This window comes from Maricaulis parjimensis, from assembly GCF_016817355.1.
GTDB classification, from domain to species: Bacteria; Pseudomonadota; Alphaproteobacteria; order Caulobacterales; family Maricaulaceae; genus Maricaulis; species Maricaulis parjimensis.
Genome location: NZ_JADOTT010000003.1, coordinates 89,016 through 106,788 on the forward strand (window position 1 = coordinate 89,016; position 17,773 = coordinate 106,788).

The following is a 17,773-nucleotide window of genomic DNA, read 5'->3' on the forward strand; positions in this document are numbered from 1 at the left end:
CTCGGCGCCCGTCCGGTCTCGCAAAGCGACCGGTCTTGCCGGATTGGAAACAATCCACCGAAACCGGCATTTCCCATCCAAACCCATCAAGTGCACGGATGGGGCCTGTGGATATTAACTTAATGTTCTCTTCCCGTTCCGTTTTTCGTGTTGCGTGAATACTTCATGACCCGCGTTAATCCATGAAAAACGAACCTTTCGTCATTGTTTCCCATCAATTCCCATGTTATCCCATCGTTAACCATGCAGGGTGGGCTGCGTGGTTTTTGGGGACAGGCACGTGTTTCTTTCGACGACCATCAACGGAATTGATGCCAAGGGACGGGTTTCCGTCCCGGCCGGCTTCCGTGCGGTCGTCAAAAACGACCCCGAAGAAAAGATCTATGTCTGGCCCTCCTTCGAGGGCGGCTATCTGGAGGGCGGCGGTCAGGCCCTGCTGGACCGCTATCTCGCCCTGCTGGAAGAGATGGATCCCTATGATGATGCCCGCGCCGCCTTCGAGCAGACGATTTTCGGTGATACGCGCGGTCTCGCCTGTGACGGCACTGGTCGTGTCACCCTGCCCAAGGATTTGATCGAGCTGGCGGGCCTGGACGGCAAGGCGGCCTTCGTCGGTCTGGGCTCGCGGTTTGAAATCTGGAATCCGGAACGCCTGGCTGAGCGCAAGGCGAGCGCCCGCAGTTTTGCCCGGGACAACAAGAAATCCCTCAAGCTTCCCCCGCGTCCGGGAGGTGGAGCATGAGCCCCCAGCCGCACATTCCGGTGATGCTGGACGAGGTCCTGCACGCGCTCGAGCCCCGCGACGGGGCTCTCTATATTGATGGGACATTCGGTGCAGGCGGTTATTCGCGCGCCATTCTCTCGGCGGCCGACTGCCGGCTGATCGGGATTGATCGCGACCCCAGTGTCCGTCCGGCTGCCGAAAGCCTGCAGCAGGCGGCCGGTGGCCGTTTCGTGTTCGTGGAAGCGCCTTTCTCCGCCATGGAAGAGGTTGTGCTCTCCAGCGGTGGTCGCGCTGTTGACGGCATCGTTCTGGATATCGGCGTGTCCTCCATGCAGATCGATCAGGCCGAGCGCGGTTTCTCCTTCCAGAAGGCAGGGCCGCTGGACATGCGCATGGCGGCCTCGGGTCCCACGGCGGCTGATGCGGTGAACCTGCTGAGCGAGCAGGAGTTGGCAGACATATTTTATGTCTACGGCGAAGAGCGCCGTTCGCGCCGCGTCGCCAGCTTCATCGTGAAGGCGCGTTCGGAAGCGAAAATCGAGACCACGGATCGGCTTGCCGAGATTGTCTCCCGCGCAACCGGCGGAAAACATTCGAAAATCCACCCGGCCACGCGCGTCTTCCAGGCGCTGCGCATTTTCGTCAATGACGAGCTGGGTGAGCTGGCCCGCGCATTGGAAGCGGCCGAGCGTCTGCTGTCGCCGCTGGGGCGGCTTGTCGTGGTTACCTTCCATTCACTGGAGGACCGCATGGTTAAGACCTTCCTGCGGGCCCGTGCCGGGCTGGCAGGAGGGGGCGGCTCGCGCCATGCGCCCGTCGAGAAGGCCGGACCGGATGCGTCCTTCCGCCTGCTCCACCGCAAGGCTGTCGAAGCGAGCGCCGAAGAGGCTGCGGTCAATCCGCGTGCCCGTTCGGCCAAGCTGCGCGCCGCTGTGAGAACCGAGGCTCCCGCCATCATCGATGGATCGGAGCTGTATCGGAGTGTTGTACCGCTTGCCCGCCTGGAGGCCGCGCTATGATCCGCACGCTCAATGCGATCGCGTTCGTCGTCGCGGCGGCTCTCGCGGTGGCGCTCTATATCGCCAAGGCCGAGGCGAAGAGCTCGCAGGAGCGGCTCGAGGATATCCAGGCCCAGCTGGCCGAGGAGCGTCGTCAGATCAATGTGCTCAATGTCGAGATTGCTCATCTGGAAGATCCGGAGCGCCTGCGCCATCTGGCCCGGCGCTATCTGGGCTTTGAGCCGCTGGACCCGGAGCGCGAAGTGGGCCTGAACGATCTTCCCCTTCTGGCCGATGCCGATCCGAACACGCAGGGCTCGGCCCTTCGCGAGGACGGGCTTCTTGTGCGCGAAGAGCGTGTGGAGGGTTTGGCGATGGCCGAACCGCGCCGCACGGGAGGTCCTGACTGATGCGTCTGTGGCCGTTCCGCAAACAGGTATCGGCCAAGTCTCGCAGCGTGGCCCTGCCGCCGCTTGCCGAAGCGGCGCCTGCCGACATGTCCCGCCTTCTGCGCATCGAGAGTGACGAGACCAAAGCGCTGGATGCCGCACGCTCGCGTCTGCGCGTCATGGGGCTCAGCCTCGCAGTCGGTTTCGCCCTTCTGGGCGCCCGCGCCATCGACATCGCCGTTCTGGGGGCTGCTGACGCAGCCCCGTCCCAGCGTCAGGCGCCGAACGCCACCGTGCGCGGTGATCTGTTCGACCGGACCGGCCAGGTGCTGGCGACAACGCTGGAAACCCATTCTCTCTATGCCGACCCGTCCCTGGTCTGGGATGCCCGCGAAACCGCCGAGGCGCTGGCCGGGGTGCTGCCGGACATCAATGTCGACAGCCTGACCGAGGAATTGGGCGGGCGTGGCCGTTTTGTCTGGGTGCGCCGCAATCTGACGCCGCGCCAACGCCAGGCCGTCTTCTCTCTGGGCCTGCCGGGTCTGGGTTTCCGGATGGAGCCGCGCCGTGTCTATCCGCGCGGCCGGCTGGCTTCGCACATTGTGGGGTATACGGATCGTGACCTGAATGGTCTGGCCGGAGCCGAGCGCGCCTTTGACGGATCGCTGCTGGCGGGTGACGGGCGTCCGGTGGCCCTGTCCATCGACATGACCGTGCAATTCCATGTCGCCGAAGTCCTGGCCGCCTCGATGGCGGAATTCCAGGCTGATGCGGCGACCGGCATTGTCATGGATGTCGAGACGGGCGAAATCGTCTCCATGGTTTCCCTGCCGGACTTCGACCCCAATCGTCCCAGCGATGCCAGCTCGGCCGGCCGGCTGAACCGCGCTGCCCAGTCCGTCTATGAGATGGGCTCGACCTTCAAGGCCTTCACGGTCGCCATGGCGCTGGAAACCGGGACGGCCACGCTGGACAGCGGCTATGACGCGACCGGCCCGCTGCAAATCGGCGGCTATCAGATCAATGACTTCCATGCGGAGAACCGTCGGCTCAGCCTGACCGAGGTCTTCACCCACTCCTCCAATATCGGGTCCAGCCTGATCGCGCTGGATGTGGGGGCGGAATCCCAGCGTGGCTTCCTGGGGGATCTGCGCTTGCTTGAACGGGCACCCATCGAACTGGCCGAGAGTGCCGACCCTCTTCTGCCGCGCAATTGGGGGCCGACGGAAACGGCAACGATTTCATATGGTCACGGCATTGCCGTCAGCCCGATCGCGACCATTGCCGCCTTTGCGGCCATCGCCAATGACGGCGTCTATGTCAGGCCCACCCTGCTGCCGGTGGCAGCTGATGAGACGATTGTGGGTGAGCGCGTCATGTCCTCGGAGACGGCCCAGACCGTGCTCGACCTGATGCGCGAGAATGTGCTGGACGGATCCGGCGGCTATGCCGACGCGCCGGGCTTCCTGGTCGCGGGCAAGACCGGGACTGCCGAAAAGCCGACCCGCGGTGGCTATGACAGCAGCCGGCTGATTTCCTCCTTCTCCGCGGTCTTCCCCTACAATGATCCGCAATATGCAGTCCTTGTGCTGCTGGACGAGCCGCACGGCACTGAATCGACCTATGGCTACGCCACCGGGGGATGGACCGCAGCACCGGCTGTCGGCGAAATCGTCTCCCGTATCGCCCCCATTCTCGGCGTTGCGCGCGCCGAAGAAGCGCCGGGTGAACGTGCCGCCCTCGTTCGCGCTGCCCTGATGCCGGAGACCATCCCGTGAAACTCGCCGAGCTGATGCCCGAAGACGAATTCGATGCGGAAGATGGTGCGATCGAGATCACCGGGCTGACATTGGACAGCCGGGCGGTGAAGCCGGGCTTCCTGTTCGCGGCGCTCCCGGGTGTGAAACAGCATGGCAGTGCCTTCATTCCCCAGGCGCTGGAGCAGGGCGCGGCGGTCATCCTGACCGATATTCCGGTCGAGGGTCTTCCGGTTCCGGTTCTGGTGTCCGAGCTTCCTGCGGCCGAGCTGGCCGAACTGGCCGCGCGTTTCTATCCGCGCCAGCCGCAGCATATCGTCGCCATTACCGGAACGAACGGGAAAAGCTCAAGCGTGGAATTCCTGCGCCAGATCTGGGCCGCAGCCGGTTTCGATGCGGCGTGTCTGGGCACGCTCGGTGTCACTCGCGGCGATAGTCTGGAAAGCCTTGGCTATACCACGCCGGACGCGGTGGCCCTGCATCGGGCATTGGACCAGCTGGCCGCTGATGGTGTTACCCATCTGGCGATGGAGGCCTCTTCCCATGGCCTCAAACAGCACCGCATGGATGGCGCGCGCCTCAGCGTGGGCGCCTTCACCAATCTCACCCAGGATCATCTGGATTATCACCCGGATTTCGCGGATTACTTCGCATCCAAAGAATTGCTGTTCACGGAGCGTCTGCCGGATGATGGCCGCGCGGTGATCAATGTCGATAGCGAGTGGGGCCGCAAAATGGCCGACACGGCGCGCGCGCGGGGTCTGGAAACCCTGACCGTGGGCTGGCGCGGTGAAGACATGGTGATCCGTGAGATCACGCCCCGCCCGGCGAGCCAGGATGTGTCCTTCACCTGGCAGGGAACCGACGTCCATCTGGACATCCCCCTGGTGGGCGAGTTCCAGATTCTCAACGCGCTCGGCGCGGCCGCCATTGCCTTGGCTGAAGGCGTGCCCATGGAGACGGTCTGCAAGACGCTGGAAAGCCTGGGTGGTGTCCCCGGCCGGCTCGACAAGGTGGGAGAGACCGGGGAGGGCGCGCCTGTTCTTGTCGACTATGCCCACACGCCGGACGGTCTGGACAAGCTGCTGCGCTCCGCCCGCCCGCACACGGAAGGCGACATCCTCGTCGTGTTCGGCTGCGGCGGTGATCGGGACGCGTCCAAGCGCGCCAAGATGGGCGCCATTGCCCATTCACTGGCCGACACGGTGATCGTCACCGATGACAATCCGCGTTCCGAGGACCCGGCCGCGATCCGCGCCGCTGTGCTGAAGGGCTGCCCCGGCGCCATCGAGATTCCCGACCGGGCCGAAGCCATCCGCCGCGGGGTTGCCGCGCTGAAGGCCGGAGACTGCCTCCTGATTGCCGGTAAGGGCCATGAAACCGGCCAGATCATCGGTGACACAGTATTGCCCTTTGATGATCGTGAAGAGGCGCGCAAGGCGCTGCAAGACCGGGAGGCGGCCCATGTCTGATCCGCTCTGGACCTCCGGCCAGGCGCTTGCGGCCACGGGTGGCATGCTGCTCGGCGATACGGACTGGACCTGTACCGGCGTTTCGATCGATACGCGGACGCTGGAAAAGGGTGACCTCTTCGTAGCGCTCAAGGATGTGCGCGACGGCCATGAATTCGCGGCCGCGGCCATGGAAAAAGGGGCCGCCGCCTGCCTGGTTTCCCGCGGTGATCTGGGGCTGGAACCGGCCCTGCAAGTGCCCGACGTGCTGGATGCGCTGCGTGCGCTGGGCGTGGCCGCCCGCGACCGTTCCGACGCGATCCGCGTTGCCGTGACGGGCAGTGTCGGCAAAACCTCTGTAAAAGAAGCGCTGGCTGCGGTTTTTCGCGCGCATGGTCCGGCCCATTGGAGCGTGAAGTCCTACAATAATCATTGGGGCGTGCCGCTGACCTTGTCGCGCATGCCGCGCGAGACGCAGCGGGCCGTGTTCGAAATGGGCATGAACCATGCCGGTGAGATCCGTGATCTTTCCAGCTTGGTTCGTCCGCATGTTGCCCTGATCACCCGGATCGCACCGGCGCATCTGGAACATCTCGGCACGATCGAGGCGATTGCTGACGCCAAGTCGGAAATCTTCGAGGGTCTGGCTGATGATGGCGTGGCCATCTATCCGGCCGATGACGCCCATGCCGACCGCCTGGCCCGCCATGCCAAGCGGTCCTGTGCGGCCTTCATGCTGGATTTCGGTTGCGCCAAGGATGCCGCCATCCGGATCGAGGATTTCGAGACCGGGCTGGACGGCTCGACGGGTCTGGTGAACGTGCTGGGCATCCGCACGCGCTTCCATCTCAAGGCGTCCGGTGAGCACTGGGCCTGGAATATCGCCGCTATTTTCGCAGCCGCTGCAGCCTCAGGATTGGACGCGCATGCCGTGGCCGACGCCCTGGCCGGTGTCGATGCCGCGGCCGGCCGAGGCCGTGCCCTGACGATCAAACTCCCCGGCGGCGGAGAATTCACGCTGCTGGACGACGCCTACAACGCCAATCCGGTCTCCATGGCCGCCGCGATCTCTGCACTCGGTGCAGCGAAACCGGCCGGGCAGGGGCGGCGGATCGCGGTCTTGGGCGACATGTTCGAGCTGGGCCCCGACGAGGCGAAGCTGCACGCGGCCCTCGCGGCACCGCTGGAAGCGGCGGACGTGGATGCTGTCCTGCCCTGTGGGGAACGCATGAAGCACTTGCATGACGCCTTGCCCGCCGCCCGGCGCGCAGGCTATGCGAAGACGGCGGGCGACGCGCTGGAGATGATCCTGTCGGCGGTCCGGCCGGGCGATGTGGTGCTTCTCAAAGGATCCAATGCCTCCGGCCTCCACAGGATTGCCACACGTCTGGCTGATGGTTCCGCTTTCGGACTGACGGAGGCCTGACCGGCTCATGCTCTATCTTCTTCTCGCCCCGCTTGCTGAAGACCTGCAGCTGGCCAATCTCTTCCGCTACATCACCTTCCGCACGGGCATGGCCCTGTTCACCGCGATGGTGATCGCCTTTGTCTTCGGCAAGCCGATGATTGCCTGGCTGCGCAAGAAGCAGGGCAAGGGCCAGCCGATCCGCACCGAAGGCATTGAGCGCCATGTCGTGGAGAAGGCCGGTACGCCGACCATGGGTGGCTTCCTCATCCTGATCGGGGTTATGGCGGGCACGCTGCTCTGGGCCGACCTGACCAATCCCTATGTCTGGATCGTGATCTTCGTGACCGCGGGTTTCGGCCTGATCGGTTTCGTCGACGATTATATGAAGGTCACCAAGCAATCGACGGCGGGTTTCGGCGGCAAATTCAAGCTGGCCGGTGAATTCATCATCGCCCTGATTGCGGTTTTCTGGGCCTCCTACACAGCGCGCAGCCTGGGCACCGAGCCGGGCATGGAAACTTCCATCGCCTTTCCCTTCTTCAAGGATTTCGTCCTCAATCTGGGCCCGCTCTTCTTCGTCTTCGGCTGTATCGTGGTCGTTGGCGCCGGCAATGCGGTGAACATGACGGACGGTCTGGACGGGCTGGCCATTGTGCCCGTGATGATCGCCGCCGCGACCTTCGGCGCCATCGCCTATGTCGTCGGCCGGGTCGATTTCGCGGAATATCTGCAGGTCCATTACACGGCGGGAACCGGTGAACTCCTGGTCTTCTGTGGTGCCCTTCTGGGGGCTGGCCTGGGCTTCCTCTGGTGGAATGCGCCACCGGCCATGATCTTCATGGGCGATACCGGTTCGCTTTCCCTGGGGGGCGCGCTGGGCACGATTGCCGTCGCCGTGAAGCACGAGATCGTACTGGCCATTGTTGGCGGCCTTTTCGTGCTGGAAATGGTGTCCGTCATGGTCCAGGTCGCCAGTTTCAAACTCACCGGCAAGCGCGTCTTCAAGATGGCGCCGATCCACCACCATTTCGAAAAGCAGGGCTGGGCCGAGCCGACCATCGTGATCCGTTTCTGGATTATCGCCGTCATCCTCGCCTTGATTGGACTTGCCACGCTGAAGCTGAGATAAACGTCACCAATGATCCCGATCCATCAATATGAAGGCCGCCGTGTGGCTGTGTTCGGATTGGGGCGCACAGGCATAGCCACGGCAAGGGCCTTGGAGGCCGGAGGCGCCAAAGTGTCGTGCTGGGACGACACTGAAGCCGCCCGCGTGCGTGCCGAGGCGGAAGGCCTGACCCTCGACGATCTCAACCGGCGCGACTGGGGGGATATCGCAGCGCTCATCCTTTCGCCAGGCATTCCCCTGACCCATCCCAAACCGCACCGCGTGGTCGAACTGGCCCAGGCTGTCGGCGCGCCGGTGATCGGGGATATCGAACTTTTCGCCGAGGCGATGAATGCCCTGCCGGCCACGCGCCGGCCGAAAATCGTCGGCATTACCGGCACGAATGGCAAATCGACAACGACGGCGCTGATCGGGCACATCCTGCGCGAGACCGGCCGCAAAGTGGTGGTCGGAGGCAATATCGGTGATGCGATCCTGGCCCAGGACATGCCGCGGCCGGGCACGATCTATGTCATCGAGCTGTCTTCCTACCAGATCGATTTGACCCACTCGCTCAATTGCGATGTCGCCGTCCTGCTCAACATCTCGCCGGACCATATCGACCGGCATGGTGATTTCGCGAACTACTTCCGGGTCAAACAGCATTTGTTCGAGATGCAGGGCGCCAACAGCTTTGCCGTCATCGGCATCGATGATGACGAGACCAATGGCTATTACTCGCGCCTGCGCCATACGCGCCGCGAGGACCGGGTCGTCCCGATCTCTGCGGGCCGTGTCTTTGCACGCGGCGTCTATGCGCTGGGTGACCGGGTCTATGATGCGCTGGACAGTGCGTCGCATCCGGCCATCGATCTGGCGCGCGCCCGCGCCCTGCCGGGCCGGCACAATGCGCAGAATGCAGCGGCGGCCCTGGCCGCAGTGCGCCTTCTGGGTGTCGCGGCCAAGGCCGCGGCCGACGCGACCTACACCTTCCCCGGCCTGCCGCACCGCCAGGAAATCGTCGGCGAGATCCGCGGTGTGCGTTTCGTCAATGACAGCAAGGCCACCAATGCCGAAGCCGCGGTCCAGGCTCTGACCTGTTATGACAGCGTCCGCTGGATCATTGGTGGCGTCGCCAAGGCGGGCGGGTTGAAGCCGGCCATGATTGCCAAGGACCGGATCGCCAAGGCCTATCTCATCGGCGAGGCGGAGGAGCGGTTCGCCCAGGAGCTGGACGGCGTCCTGCCCTATGAACGGTGCGGGGATCTGGAAACCGCGCTCAAGGCAGCAGCCCGAGATGCCTGGGATTCCGAGCTTCCCGAAGAGGTCGTTCTCCTGTCGCCGGCCTGTGCCTCCTTTGATCAGTATCAATCCTACGAGGCCCGGGGCGATTCCTTCCGGGACCTGGTTCACGCCCTGACCGCCGAAATGGCGGAACCGGAGGCGGCCAAGTGATCCAGAATGTATCGCGCGGCCTGATCACCTGGTGGCGGGGCATGGACCGGACATTGCTGGTCATCATCATCGCCCTGATCTCCATCGGCCTGGTGTTGGCCATGGCGGCGAGCCCGGCCATGACGGACCGCCTGGGCATTGATGACCCGTTTTATTTTCTCTACCGCCAGAGCGCCTTTGCCATTCTGGGTGTGGTTGGCATGCTCGGGATCTCCTCGCTCAATCCGAAGGGCGCGCGCCGTCTGGCCGTGCTGGCCCTGTTCGGGGCGCTGGGCCTGATGGTGCTGTTGCCGCTGATTGGCTATGAGGTGAAGGGCGCGACCCGCTGGATCCGGATTGGCTCCTTCGGCCTGCAGCCGTCGGAATTTCTCAAACCGGCCCTTATCGTGACCGCGGCCTGGCTGTTCGCGGAAGAACAGCGCGGGGCCCCCATTCCGGGGCGGGTGATTGCCTTCGGCCTCTACATCATCTCGATCGGCCTCTTGATGATCCAGCCGGATTTCGGCCAGTCCGTCCTGCTCACCCTGTGTTTCGGCGGTGTCTTCTTTGCCTCCGGCCTGTCCTGGATCTGGGTGGCGGTGCTCTCCAGCCTCGCGGCGGCGGGGTCAACCCTGGCCTATTTCACCTTCCCGCATGTCGCCAGCCGCGTGCAGCGATTCATCGATCCGGAAAGTGGTGACACCTACCAGATCGACCGCGCCATGGAGGCGATCGCCAATGGCGGGATCACCGGGGCCGGGCCGGGCGAGGGGGAGGTGAAGAACTTCCTGCCCGACGCCCATACCGATTTCATCTTCGCCGTTGCCGCCGAGGAATTCGGCCTGATGGCTTCGCTGGCCATTATTGGCCTGTTTGCCCTCCTGGTCGCCCGCGCCTGGACACAGGCCATGCGCCTGCAGGACAGTTTCGCGCAGCTGGCCGTGACCGGTCTGGCACTTCAGTTTGCGCTTCAGGCGCTCGTCAACATCGGTGTGAACTTGAACCTCATCCCGCCCAAGGGCATGACTTTGCCCTTCGTGTCCTACGGAGGGTCCTCCATGCTTGCGCTTACCTTCGGCGCCGGTCTCTTGCTGGCTTTCACGCGCCGCCGTCCCGGCGCCTATGCCCTGCGGCATTCTTCATGACGCCGCGCCGTTGTCTGATCGCCGCCGGGGGAACCGGCGGACACATGTTTCCTGCGCGCGCGGCTGCGGAAGCCTTGATCGCGCGTGGCTGGCAGGTGCGCCTCGTCACCGATGCCCGCGGACTGAAACACACGGAGGGGTTCCCGGCCGTGGCGATCGACGAGATCCATGCTGCCAGCCCGTCCACGAAGAATCCGATCAAATTGGCCAAGGCCGCCCTGGAACTGACTCAGGGCTTCGCCCAGGCCCGCGCTATCGTGAAAAGCTGGAAGCCGGACGTGGTCGCCGGTTTCGGCGGCTATCCCGCTTTCCCGGCCCTGGCCGTTGCCCAGTCGCAGAAAATTCCGTTCGCGATCCACGAACAGAATGCTGTTCTGGGACGGGTCAATCGCGTCTTCGCGGCCAAGGCGGGTTTTGTCGCGTCGGGTTTTGAGCGCCTTGACCGTCTGCCGGAAAAAGCGCGCAAGCATCACATCCTCACCGGCAATCCCCTCCGGTCTCCGATCCTGCAGGCCCGCAAGGCCGGCTATTCGGCGCTGGAAGAGGGCGGGCGGATCAATCTTCTGGTCCTGGGTGGTTCCCTCGGCGCGCGAATTTTGTCGGAAACCGTGCCGCAGGCGGTGGCAAAACTCCCGGAATTGCTGCGATCTCGCCTTGATGTCGTCCAACAGACCCGGGAGGAATCCCTCCCCATGGCACGCGAGATCTACCGGCAGGCTGGCGTCAGCGCGACGTGTGAGCCCTTCTTCGAAGATGTGGGATCGCTCTATGCGGCGGCACACCTCGTGATCGGCCGGGCCGGGGCGTCCACCGTGTCCGAAGTGGCCGGTGTCGGCCGTCCGGCGATTTTCTGCCCGCTCGGCATTGCCGCCGATGACCACCAGACCGCCAATGTGGACGGGCTGGTGAATGCACTGGCTGCAGATCGTGTGCCGGAAGCCGATTTCACAATCGACCATCTCGCGACCTTGCTCGAAACCCGTTTGTCCAATCCCCAGGACCTGGCTGAACGCGCCGCTGCGGCGCGCTCGCTGGGACGTCCGGATGCCGCCGAAACCCTGGCGAAATCCGTCGATGGCCTGGTTACCGGAGCCCTCCTATGAAGTTTTCTGCCCTGCCATTCCCGGTCGGCCCTGTCCATTTCGTCGGTATCGGCGGGATCGGCATGAGCGGCATTGCCGAGGTGATGCTCAATCTGGGCTATCAGGTGCAGGGGTCCGACATCCGCGCCAATCCGAATGTGGAGCGTCTGGAAGGCCTCGGCGCGACCATCCACATCGGCCATGCCGGCGAGAATGTTGCCGGTGCCGGCGCCATCGTCGTCTCTTCCGCCATCAAGCCGGACAATCCGGAACTGGTCGCCGCCCGGGCCGCCAAGATCCCGGTCGTGCGCCGCGCGGAAATGCTGGCCGAGCTGATGCGTTTGAAATTCGCGGTCGCTGTCGGCGGCACTCACGGCAAGACCACGACGACTTCGCTGGTGGCAGTGTTGATGGATGCGGCGGGCGTCGATCCGACCGTGATCAATGGCGGCATCATTTCCGCCTATGGCTCGAACGCCAAGGTCGGGCTGGGTGACTGGATGGCCGTGGAAGCGGATGAGAGCGATGGCTCCTTCCTGAAACTGCGCTCCACCGTCGCAATCGTCACCAATATCGACCCGGAGCACATGGAGCATTACGGGGATTTCGACACGCTGCGGAAAGCCTTCGTCCAGTTCGTCGAGAACCTGCCCTTCTACGGGTTCGCCGTCCTGTGCACGGATCATCCGGAGGTCCAGTCCCTGGCCAGCCGGATCGATGATCGCCGCGTCATCACCTATGGTGCCAACCCGCAGGCCGATGTGCGCCTGTCCAATGTGCGCATGGAACCGTCCGGCTCGACCTTCGACATCACTTTCCGCCTGCGCGGGCAGGATGTCGTCACCTGGACCGACATCGTCCTGCCGATGATGGGCGAGCACAATGTGCTCAATGCCGTCGCCGCTCTGGCCACCGCCCGCGAATTGGGCCTGACCGAAGATGCAGCCAAGACCGCGCTGGCCAGTTTCGGCGGCGTGAAGCGGCGCTTCACCCAGACCGGTACCTGGAAGGGTGCGACCATTATCGATGATTACGGTCACCACCCGGTCGAGATCGCAGCCGTGCTCAAGGCCGCGCGCCAGGCCTCCACGGGCAAGGTGATCGCCGTCATGCAGCCGCACCGCTATTCGCGTCTGCACGATCTGTTCGATGATTTCTCCACCTGTTTCAACGATGCCGACAGCGTTCTGGTCGCTCCGGTCTATACGGCTGGTGAAGACCCGATCGAGGGCGCAGACCGCGACCATCTGGTCGAGAGCCTCATATCCCACGGCCATCGCGATGCGGCGCCGGTCTCCCGCGCGTCCGTCGCTCCGGAAGTCGCCAAGCGCGCCGAGGCCGGCGATGTCATCGTCTGCCTGGGTGCCGGCGACATCACCCAATGGGCCTACGCCCTGCCGGGTGAACTGGAGGCGCTGGGGTGATGATGGAAACGCACCGCTTCCTTATCCTTCCCCATCAAGGGGGAGGATAGCTGACCGCCATGACTCTTCTCGAAAAACTCCCCCCTGTCCGCGGCAAATACATCGAAGCCGCGCCGCTCAAGGACATCACCTGGCTGCGGGTGGGCGGGCCGGCGGACGTGCTTTTCATTCCCGCCGATGAGGCGGATCTGGCGCGCTTTCTGGCCGAGACACCGGATGAGATTCCGGTCCATGTCCTCGGCGCCGGGTCCAACACGCTGGTGCGTGATGGCGGGGTGCGCGGCGTGGTGATCCGGCTGGGGCCGGGTTTTGCCAAGACCGAGGCGCTTGAGGGTCATCGGCTGCGTGCCGGGGCCGGGGCGCTGGACAAGATGGTCGCCAAGGCGGCGGCCAAGGCCGGCTTGGCCGGGATGGAATACCTGGTCGGCGTGCCCGGCACGATCGGTGGTGCGCTGCGCATGAATGCCGGCTGCTACGATCAGGAGACGTCCGACGTCCTCGTCGAAGCCGTGGCGCTGGACCGTTCCGGCCGCCGTATTGTCGTGTCGCCGGACGAGCTGGCCTATGCCTACCGTCATTGCTCCGCGCCGGAGGACTGGATTTTCACCGAGGCCGTCTTCCAGGGCACGCCGGACGCGCCTGCCGCGATCACCGAACGCATGGATGCCATAACAGCCCGGCGCGAGACCACGCAGCCGATCCGCGAGAAAACCTCCGGCTCCACCTTCGCCAATCCCGATCCGCCCGGAACGCCAAACCAGCGCAAATCCTGGGAGCTGATCGACAGTGTCGGAGGGCGGGGCCTCACCGTGGGCGGCGCGCATTTTTCCGAGCAACACTGCAATTTCCTGATCAATGACGGTTCCGCCAGCGCGGCTGATCTGGAAGAGGTGGGAGAGACTGTGCGGGCCCGGGTCCGCGAGCAATACGGCATCGATCTGCGCTGGGAAGTGCGGCGCATCGGTGTGCCGGCAGAGGAGTAGTTCCATGTCCCAGGATTTCCTGGCCCTGATCGACCGCGTGCGCACGCCGCATGTCGAGGCCTATGCGAAATGGCTGAAAGAGCAGATCAAGGAAAACCCGCTGGGCGCGGGTGAGCATTTGTTCGAGATCCAGGCCGAGACGAATTTCGCGCGCAAGCTCTGCCGCGTCGATTTCGTGCTGATGAGCGGCGACAATGCCGCCCGCAAGGAATTCTCCACCGGCAAGATTGTCGGTTTCCCGCCGATGGAAGGCGAGGTCGAGGGGATCCGCGTTCAGCTCCAACCCTTCCGCTGGGACAATATGATCGTGGAGATCCCGGATGCGATCTGGGACAAAGATCTGACCATTGCCTGGTTCAATAAATGGTTCGGCTTCCGCAATGACTCACCGGTGCGCTCGCCCAAGGACAAGCCGGGCGAGCACATCCATATCTGTGCCTGGGTGGAACCGGGCCAGCTGCGCCTCGATCTGGGCAGCGCGCCGTCCTTGGCGCTGCTGGAACTGATCAAGGTCGGCCAGCAGAGCGGTGCTTCTCATGTCGTCATCCGCGACGTCGCCTATACGCCGCCGCCGGGCGACACGAGCCCGCTGGGATAAGCCATGACCAAGCGTATTGCCCTGCTTCTGGGAGGCCTGTCTCCCGAACGTGATGTTTCCCTCGTCTCCGGCGCGGCCTGTGCCAAGGGGCTGCGCGAAAAGGGGTATGAGGTCGTCGAGATCGATGCCGCGGCCAATCTCTACGAACAGCTGGTCGAGGCGGATCCGGATATCGTCTTCAACGCGCTGCATGGCGAGTGGGGCGAGGATGGTCTGGTCCAGGGTGTGCTGGAGCATTTTGGCAAGCCCTACACCCATTCCGGCGTTCTGGCTTCGGCGCTGGCGATGAACAAGCAGATGGCAAAATCCGTGCTGCAGGATGCCGGCGTGCCTTGTCCGGAAGGCCTGATCGCCAACCGGTTCGAGGCCGCCAAGGCGCATGCCATGGCGCCGCCCTATGTCGCCAAGCCGAATGACCAGGGCTCGTCTGTCGGCGTGCATATAGTGCTGGAAGGAGCCAACCGTCCGCCGGCCGAGCTGGGTTCGACGGCCTGGGCGCTGGGCGATGAGGTCCTCATCGAGCGCTATATCCCCGGCCGCGAGCTGACCGTGGCGGTGATGGAAGACAAGCCGCTCTGCGTCACCGAGATCGTGCCCAACACGAAATTCTATGACTATGAGGCGAAATATTCCGCAGGCGGATCGGATCATATTTTACCCGCGGATATTCCGGCAGAGATCGCTGAAATGGCGATGGATCTGGCCGTGAAAGCCCACAAGGCCTTGGGATGCCGCGGTCTGACGCGCTCGGATTTCCGTTACGATCCGACAAACGCCACGCCGCTATGGTTACTCGAAATTAACACCCAACCGGGCATGACTCCGACATCACTGGCGCCGGAACAGGCGCAGTATTGCGGGATCGGGTTTGCCGATCTCGTTCAATGGATGGCGGAGAATGCGTCGTGTCGAAGGTGAGGCGTGGCGGGTCGCGTAAAGCGGTCCGGCGCAAGTCCCAATCCCGATCCGCCGCGGTGTCCGCACCGCGGCGTTTGCGTAACTGGGCCTCGGCCCAGGTCCGGGGTGTCAGATACCGTATGGCGAATGCCGCCCGGATGGGCGGACTGGCCGTGGCTGGCCTGCTGACTTTGGCTGTCGGCGGTCTGGCCCTGTTCGGCCAGCTCGATGACGTGATCGCTGAAATCGGTGAAAGCACTGGCCATCAGCTCGCCCGCGCCGGTTTCGCCGTCGAGGCCGTTGACGTCACCGGCGCCTGGGGCCCGGCAGCCCATGCCATTGTTGCGGCCACGGAATTGCGGGTCGGCGATCCGATCTTCACGGTGGACCCGTCCGATATCCGCGATCGTGTCGAAGCGCTCCCCGGTGTGCGCACGGCCCGTGTCGCCCGTCTTCTGCCCAATCGTGTCGCAGTCGTGGTGGAAACCCGCGAAGCCTATGCCCTGTGGCAGGTCGAGGGTGATCTGCATGTCATCGATCGCGATGGTGTCATCCTCGCCCAGGCCGATCCCATGGATCCGCCGGCCCTGCCGCTCGTTGTCGCTGCCGGTGCCAATGAGCGCGTGACCGAGATCGTCGAGGCCCTCGCGCACTATCCGCTGGTTCGCGACCGTGTCGTCGGCGCTGTCCGTGTGGGGGAACGCCGCTGGAATCTGCGCCTGGACAGCGGTGCCGATGTGAAATTGCCCGAGGGTGAAGTGACGGCGTCAATCGCTGTTCTCGCCCGTCTGCAGGCCGAGCGCGGTGTGCTGCGCCTGGCCGCGGAAAGTTTCGACCTTCGTGGCAGCGAGGGTGAGTTGATCTTGAGAATACGCCCAGAACGGGCGGCAGCAGTTGGTCTGCAGGAGCGAGAAGCGTGAGTGTGTTCAATTTTCTGCGCCCGCGTCAGTCCACCGGTGTGACCGGCGGCAAGGCGTCCGGCGGTGTCTGTGCGGCCCTCGATGTGGGCTCCTCCAAGATTGCCTGCTTCATTGCCAAGACCGACCAGACCATTGCCGGCCCGCGCCCGCGTGTTGTCGGTGTCGGCCACCAGTCCTCCCGCGGCGTCCGCGCCGGAGCTGTCGTCGACATGGACGGCGCTGCCGACGCCATCCGCACGGCGGTTGAACAGGCCGAGCGCATGGCCGGTCTGGCCGTCAATTCTGTCACTGTGACCCTGTCTTCCGGTCAGCCGACCTCGACCCGTATCGCGGCCGAGATCGACCTGCCGCAGCGCGAGGTCACCGAGCGTGAACTGCGCCGCCTGCTCAATGGCGCGCTGGGTGAATTCGATGCGGAGGACCGCGTCGTCCTGCACGCCATCCCGCTGGCCTGGTCGGTGGATGACCATCGCGGCATCCGCGATCCGCGCGGCATGTTCGGCCGCACGCTGGGCGTGGAAGTCCATGTCATCACAGCCGCCATCGGCCCGCTGCGCAATCTGCTGACCTGTGTCGAGCGCTGCCATTTCGATCTCAAGGGCGTGGTTGCGACACCCTATGCGTCGGGCCTGTCGGCCCTGCATGATGACGAGGTTCAGCTGGGCGCAACCCTTATCGATATGGGGGCCGGTGCAACCACAGCCGCCGTCTTCGCGGAAGGTGCGCTTCTGCACATTGATTCCGTGCCGGTCGGTGGATCCCATGTGACGTCCGATGTCGCGCGCGGCCTGTCCACGCCGATCGCGGCGGCGGAACGTCTGAAGACCCTTTACGGATCTGTCCTGGATAGTCCGGAAGATGATCAGCAGATGATCGAGGTTCCCTCGGTCACCGGTGAAAATGGTGCCGCCTATGACAGCGCGCCGCGTTCCCTGCTCAACTCCATCATCCGTCCGCGCCTGGAAGAAACCTTCGAGCTAATCCGCGATCGTCTCGATGCCGCCGGTGTCGAGAAATCCTCCGGCCGCCGCCTGGTGCTGACCGGGGGCGGTGCCCAATTGCCCGGTACGGCGGAACTCGCCGGCCGCGTCTTTGGCAAACAGGTCCGTATTGCCGGCCCTTCCGGTGTGACCGGTCTGGGTGATGCCGTGTCCGGCCCGGCCTTCTCGGCCGCTGCTGGCATTGTCCGCCGCGAAACCCGCGGTGCCGCCGAAGCCATTGCCGGTCCGCCGCGCATGGGCGGGTTTGCGGCCCAGGGCCGCCGGTCCCGCGAGGACAAGGGGCAGGGCGGTGGCTCCATGTGGCGCTGGTTCGCTGAAAGCTTCTGAGCGGGTGACTGCAGTTCGCGCTGCAGAGGTAAACCTAAGCTTGCTGAATATCTGATGAGTTTAACGCCTGATTAAGCGTCTCGGAGCGACACTGCATGGTGAATCGGCGTTAACCCATTGTCCCGTG

16 protein-coding genes are annotated in these 17,773 nt (G+C 64.3%); all 16 read left to right on the forward strand.

Annotation, left to right across the window (positions count from 1 at the left end; translation table 11 throughout):
• The first annotated feature begins 280 nt into the window (after positions 1 to 280).
• On the forward strand, positions 281 to 742 hold the full coding sequence (locus I0K07_RS16035; RefSeq protein ID WP_203291959.1) for a division/cell wall cluster transcriptional repressor MraZ: 462 nt from the start codon (positions 281 to 283) through the stop codon (positions 740 to 742).
• Entirely contained in the window at positions 739 to 1,743 is a 1,005-nt protein-coding gene (gene rsmH / locus I0K07_RS06130; protein ID WP_203291960.1) for a 16S rRNA (cytosine(1402)-N(4))-methyltransferase RsmH, read from the forward strand. The genes I0K07_RS16035 and rsmH overlap by 4 nt, the downstream gene beginning before the upstream one ends.
• A complete protein-coding gene (gene ftsL / locus I0K07_RS06135) occupies positions 1,740 to 2,132 on the forward strand; it encodes a cell division protein FtsL (RefSeq protein WP_203291961.1) in 393 nt (130 codons plus the stop codon). The genes rsmH and ftsL overlap by 4 nt, the downstream gene beginning before the upstream one ends.
• Positions 2,132 to 3,889, forward strand: coding sequence for a peptidoglycan D,D-transpeptidase FtsI family protein (locus tag I0K07_RS06140; RefSeq protein WP_203291962.1), 1,758 nt, complete (start codon positions 2,132 to 2,134; stop codon positions 3,887 to 3,889). The genes ftsL and I0K07_RS06140 overlap by 1 nt, the downstream gene beginning before the upstream one ends.
• A 14-nt stretch (positions 3,890 to 3,903) precedes the next feature.
• A complete protein-coding gene (locus I0K07_RS06145) occupies positions 3,904 to 5,340 on the forward strand; it encodes a UDP-N-acetylmuramoyl-L-alanyl-D-glutamate--2,6-diaminopimelate ligase (RefSeq protein WP_203292232.1) in 1,437 nt (478 codons plus the stop codon).
• Positions 5,333 to 6,745, forward strand: a complete 1,413-nt coding sequence (locus tag I0K07_RS06150; RefSeq protein ID WP_203291963.1) for a UDP-N-acetylmuramoyl-tripeptide--D-alanyl-D-alanine ligase — start codon at positions 5,333 to 5,335, stop codon at positions 6,743 to 6,745. Before I0K07_RS06145 ends, I0K07_RS06150 begins: the two co-directional genes overlap by 8 nt.
• A 7-nt stretch (positions 6,746 to 6,752) precedes the next feature.
• Positions 6,753 to 7,856 carry a phospho-N-acetylmuramoyl-pentapeptide-transferase gene (gene mraY / locus I0K07_RS06155; RefSeq protein WP_203291964.1) on the forward strand — a complete coding sequence of 368 codons (1,104 nt, stop codon included), beginning with the start codon at positions 6,753 to 6,755 and terminating at the stop codon, positions 7,854 to 7,856.
• 9 nt (positions 7,857 to 7,865) lie between these two features.
• Complete coding sequence (gene murD / locus I0K07_RS06160; protein WP_203291965.1) at positions 7,866 to 9,290, forward strand: UDP-N-acetylmuramoyl-L-alanine--D-glutamate ligase; 1,425 nt, start codon at positions 7,866 to 7,868, stop codon at positions 9,288 to 9,290.
• Complete coding sequence (ftsW, locus tag I0K07_RS06165) at positions 9,287 to 10,414, forward strand: putative lipid II flippase FtsW (RefSeq protein ID WP_338041031.1); 1,128 nt, start codon at positions 9,287 to 9,289, stop codon at positions 10,412 to 10,414. The genes murD and ftsW overlap by 4 nt, the downstream gene beginning before the upstream one ends.
• On the forward strand, positions 10,411 to 11,517 hold the full coding sequence (gene murG / locus I0K07_RS06170; protein WP_203291966.1) for an undecaprenyldiphospho-muramoylpentapeptide beta-N-acetylglucosaminyltransferase: 1,107 nt from the start codon (positions 10,411 to 10,413) through the stop codon (positions 11,515 to 11,517). The genes ftsW and murG overlap by 4 nt, the downstream gene beginning before the upstream one ends.
• The gene (gene murC / locus I0K07_RS06175) at positions 11,514 to 12,920 is read left to right on the forward strand and encodes a UDP-N-acetylmuramate--L-alanine ligase (RefSeq protein WP_203291967.1); all 1,407 of its coding nucleotides are present in this window, start codon (positions 11,514 to 11,516) and stop codon (positions 12,918 to 12,920) included. The genes murG and murC overlap by 4 nt, the downstream gene beginning before the upstream one ends.
• A gap of 59 nt (positions 12,921 to 12,979) precedes the next feature.
• Complete coding sequence (gene murB / locus I0K07_RS06180) at positions 12,980 to 13,903, forward strand: UDP-N-acetylmuramate dehydrogenase (RefSeq protein ID WP_203291968.1); 924 nt, start codon at positions 12,980 to 12,982, stop codon at positions 13,901 to 13,903.
• A 4-nt stretch (positions 13,904 to 13,907) separates the two neighbouring features.
• On the forward strand, positions 13,908 to 14,501 hold the full coding sequence (locus I0K07_RS06185) for a hypothetical protein (protein WP_203291969.1): 594 nt from the start codon (positions 13,908 to 13,910) through the stop codon (positions 14,499 to 14,501).
• A 3-nt stretch (positions 14,502 to 14,504) separates the two neighbouring features.
• Entirely contained in the window at positions 14,505 to 15,419 is a 915-nt protein-coding gene (locus I0K07_RS06190; RefSeq protein ID WP_203291970.1) for a D-alanine--D-alanine ligase, read from the forward strand.
• A gap of 119 nt (positions 15,420 to 15,538) precedes the next feature.
• Positions 15,539 to 16,318 (forward strand): cell division protein FtsQ/DivIB, encoded by a 780-nt coding sequence (locus I0K07_RS06195; RefSeq protein ID WP_203291971.1) that lies wholly within the window; start codon positions 15,539 to 15,541, stop codon positions 16,316 to 16,318.
• Positions 16,315 to 17,646: a cell division protein FtsA gene (gene ftsA / locus I0K07_RS06200; protein ID WP_203291972.1), complete on the forward strand. Its 1,332-nt coding sequence runs from the start codon at positions 16,315 to 16,317 to the stop codon at positions 17,644 to 17,646. Before I0K07_RS06195 ends, ftsA begins: the two co-directional genes overlap by 4 nt.
• The last annotated feature ends 127 nt before the right edge of the window (positions 17,647 to 17,773 follow it).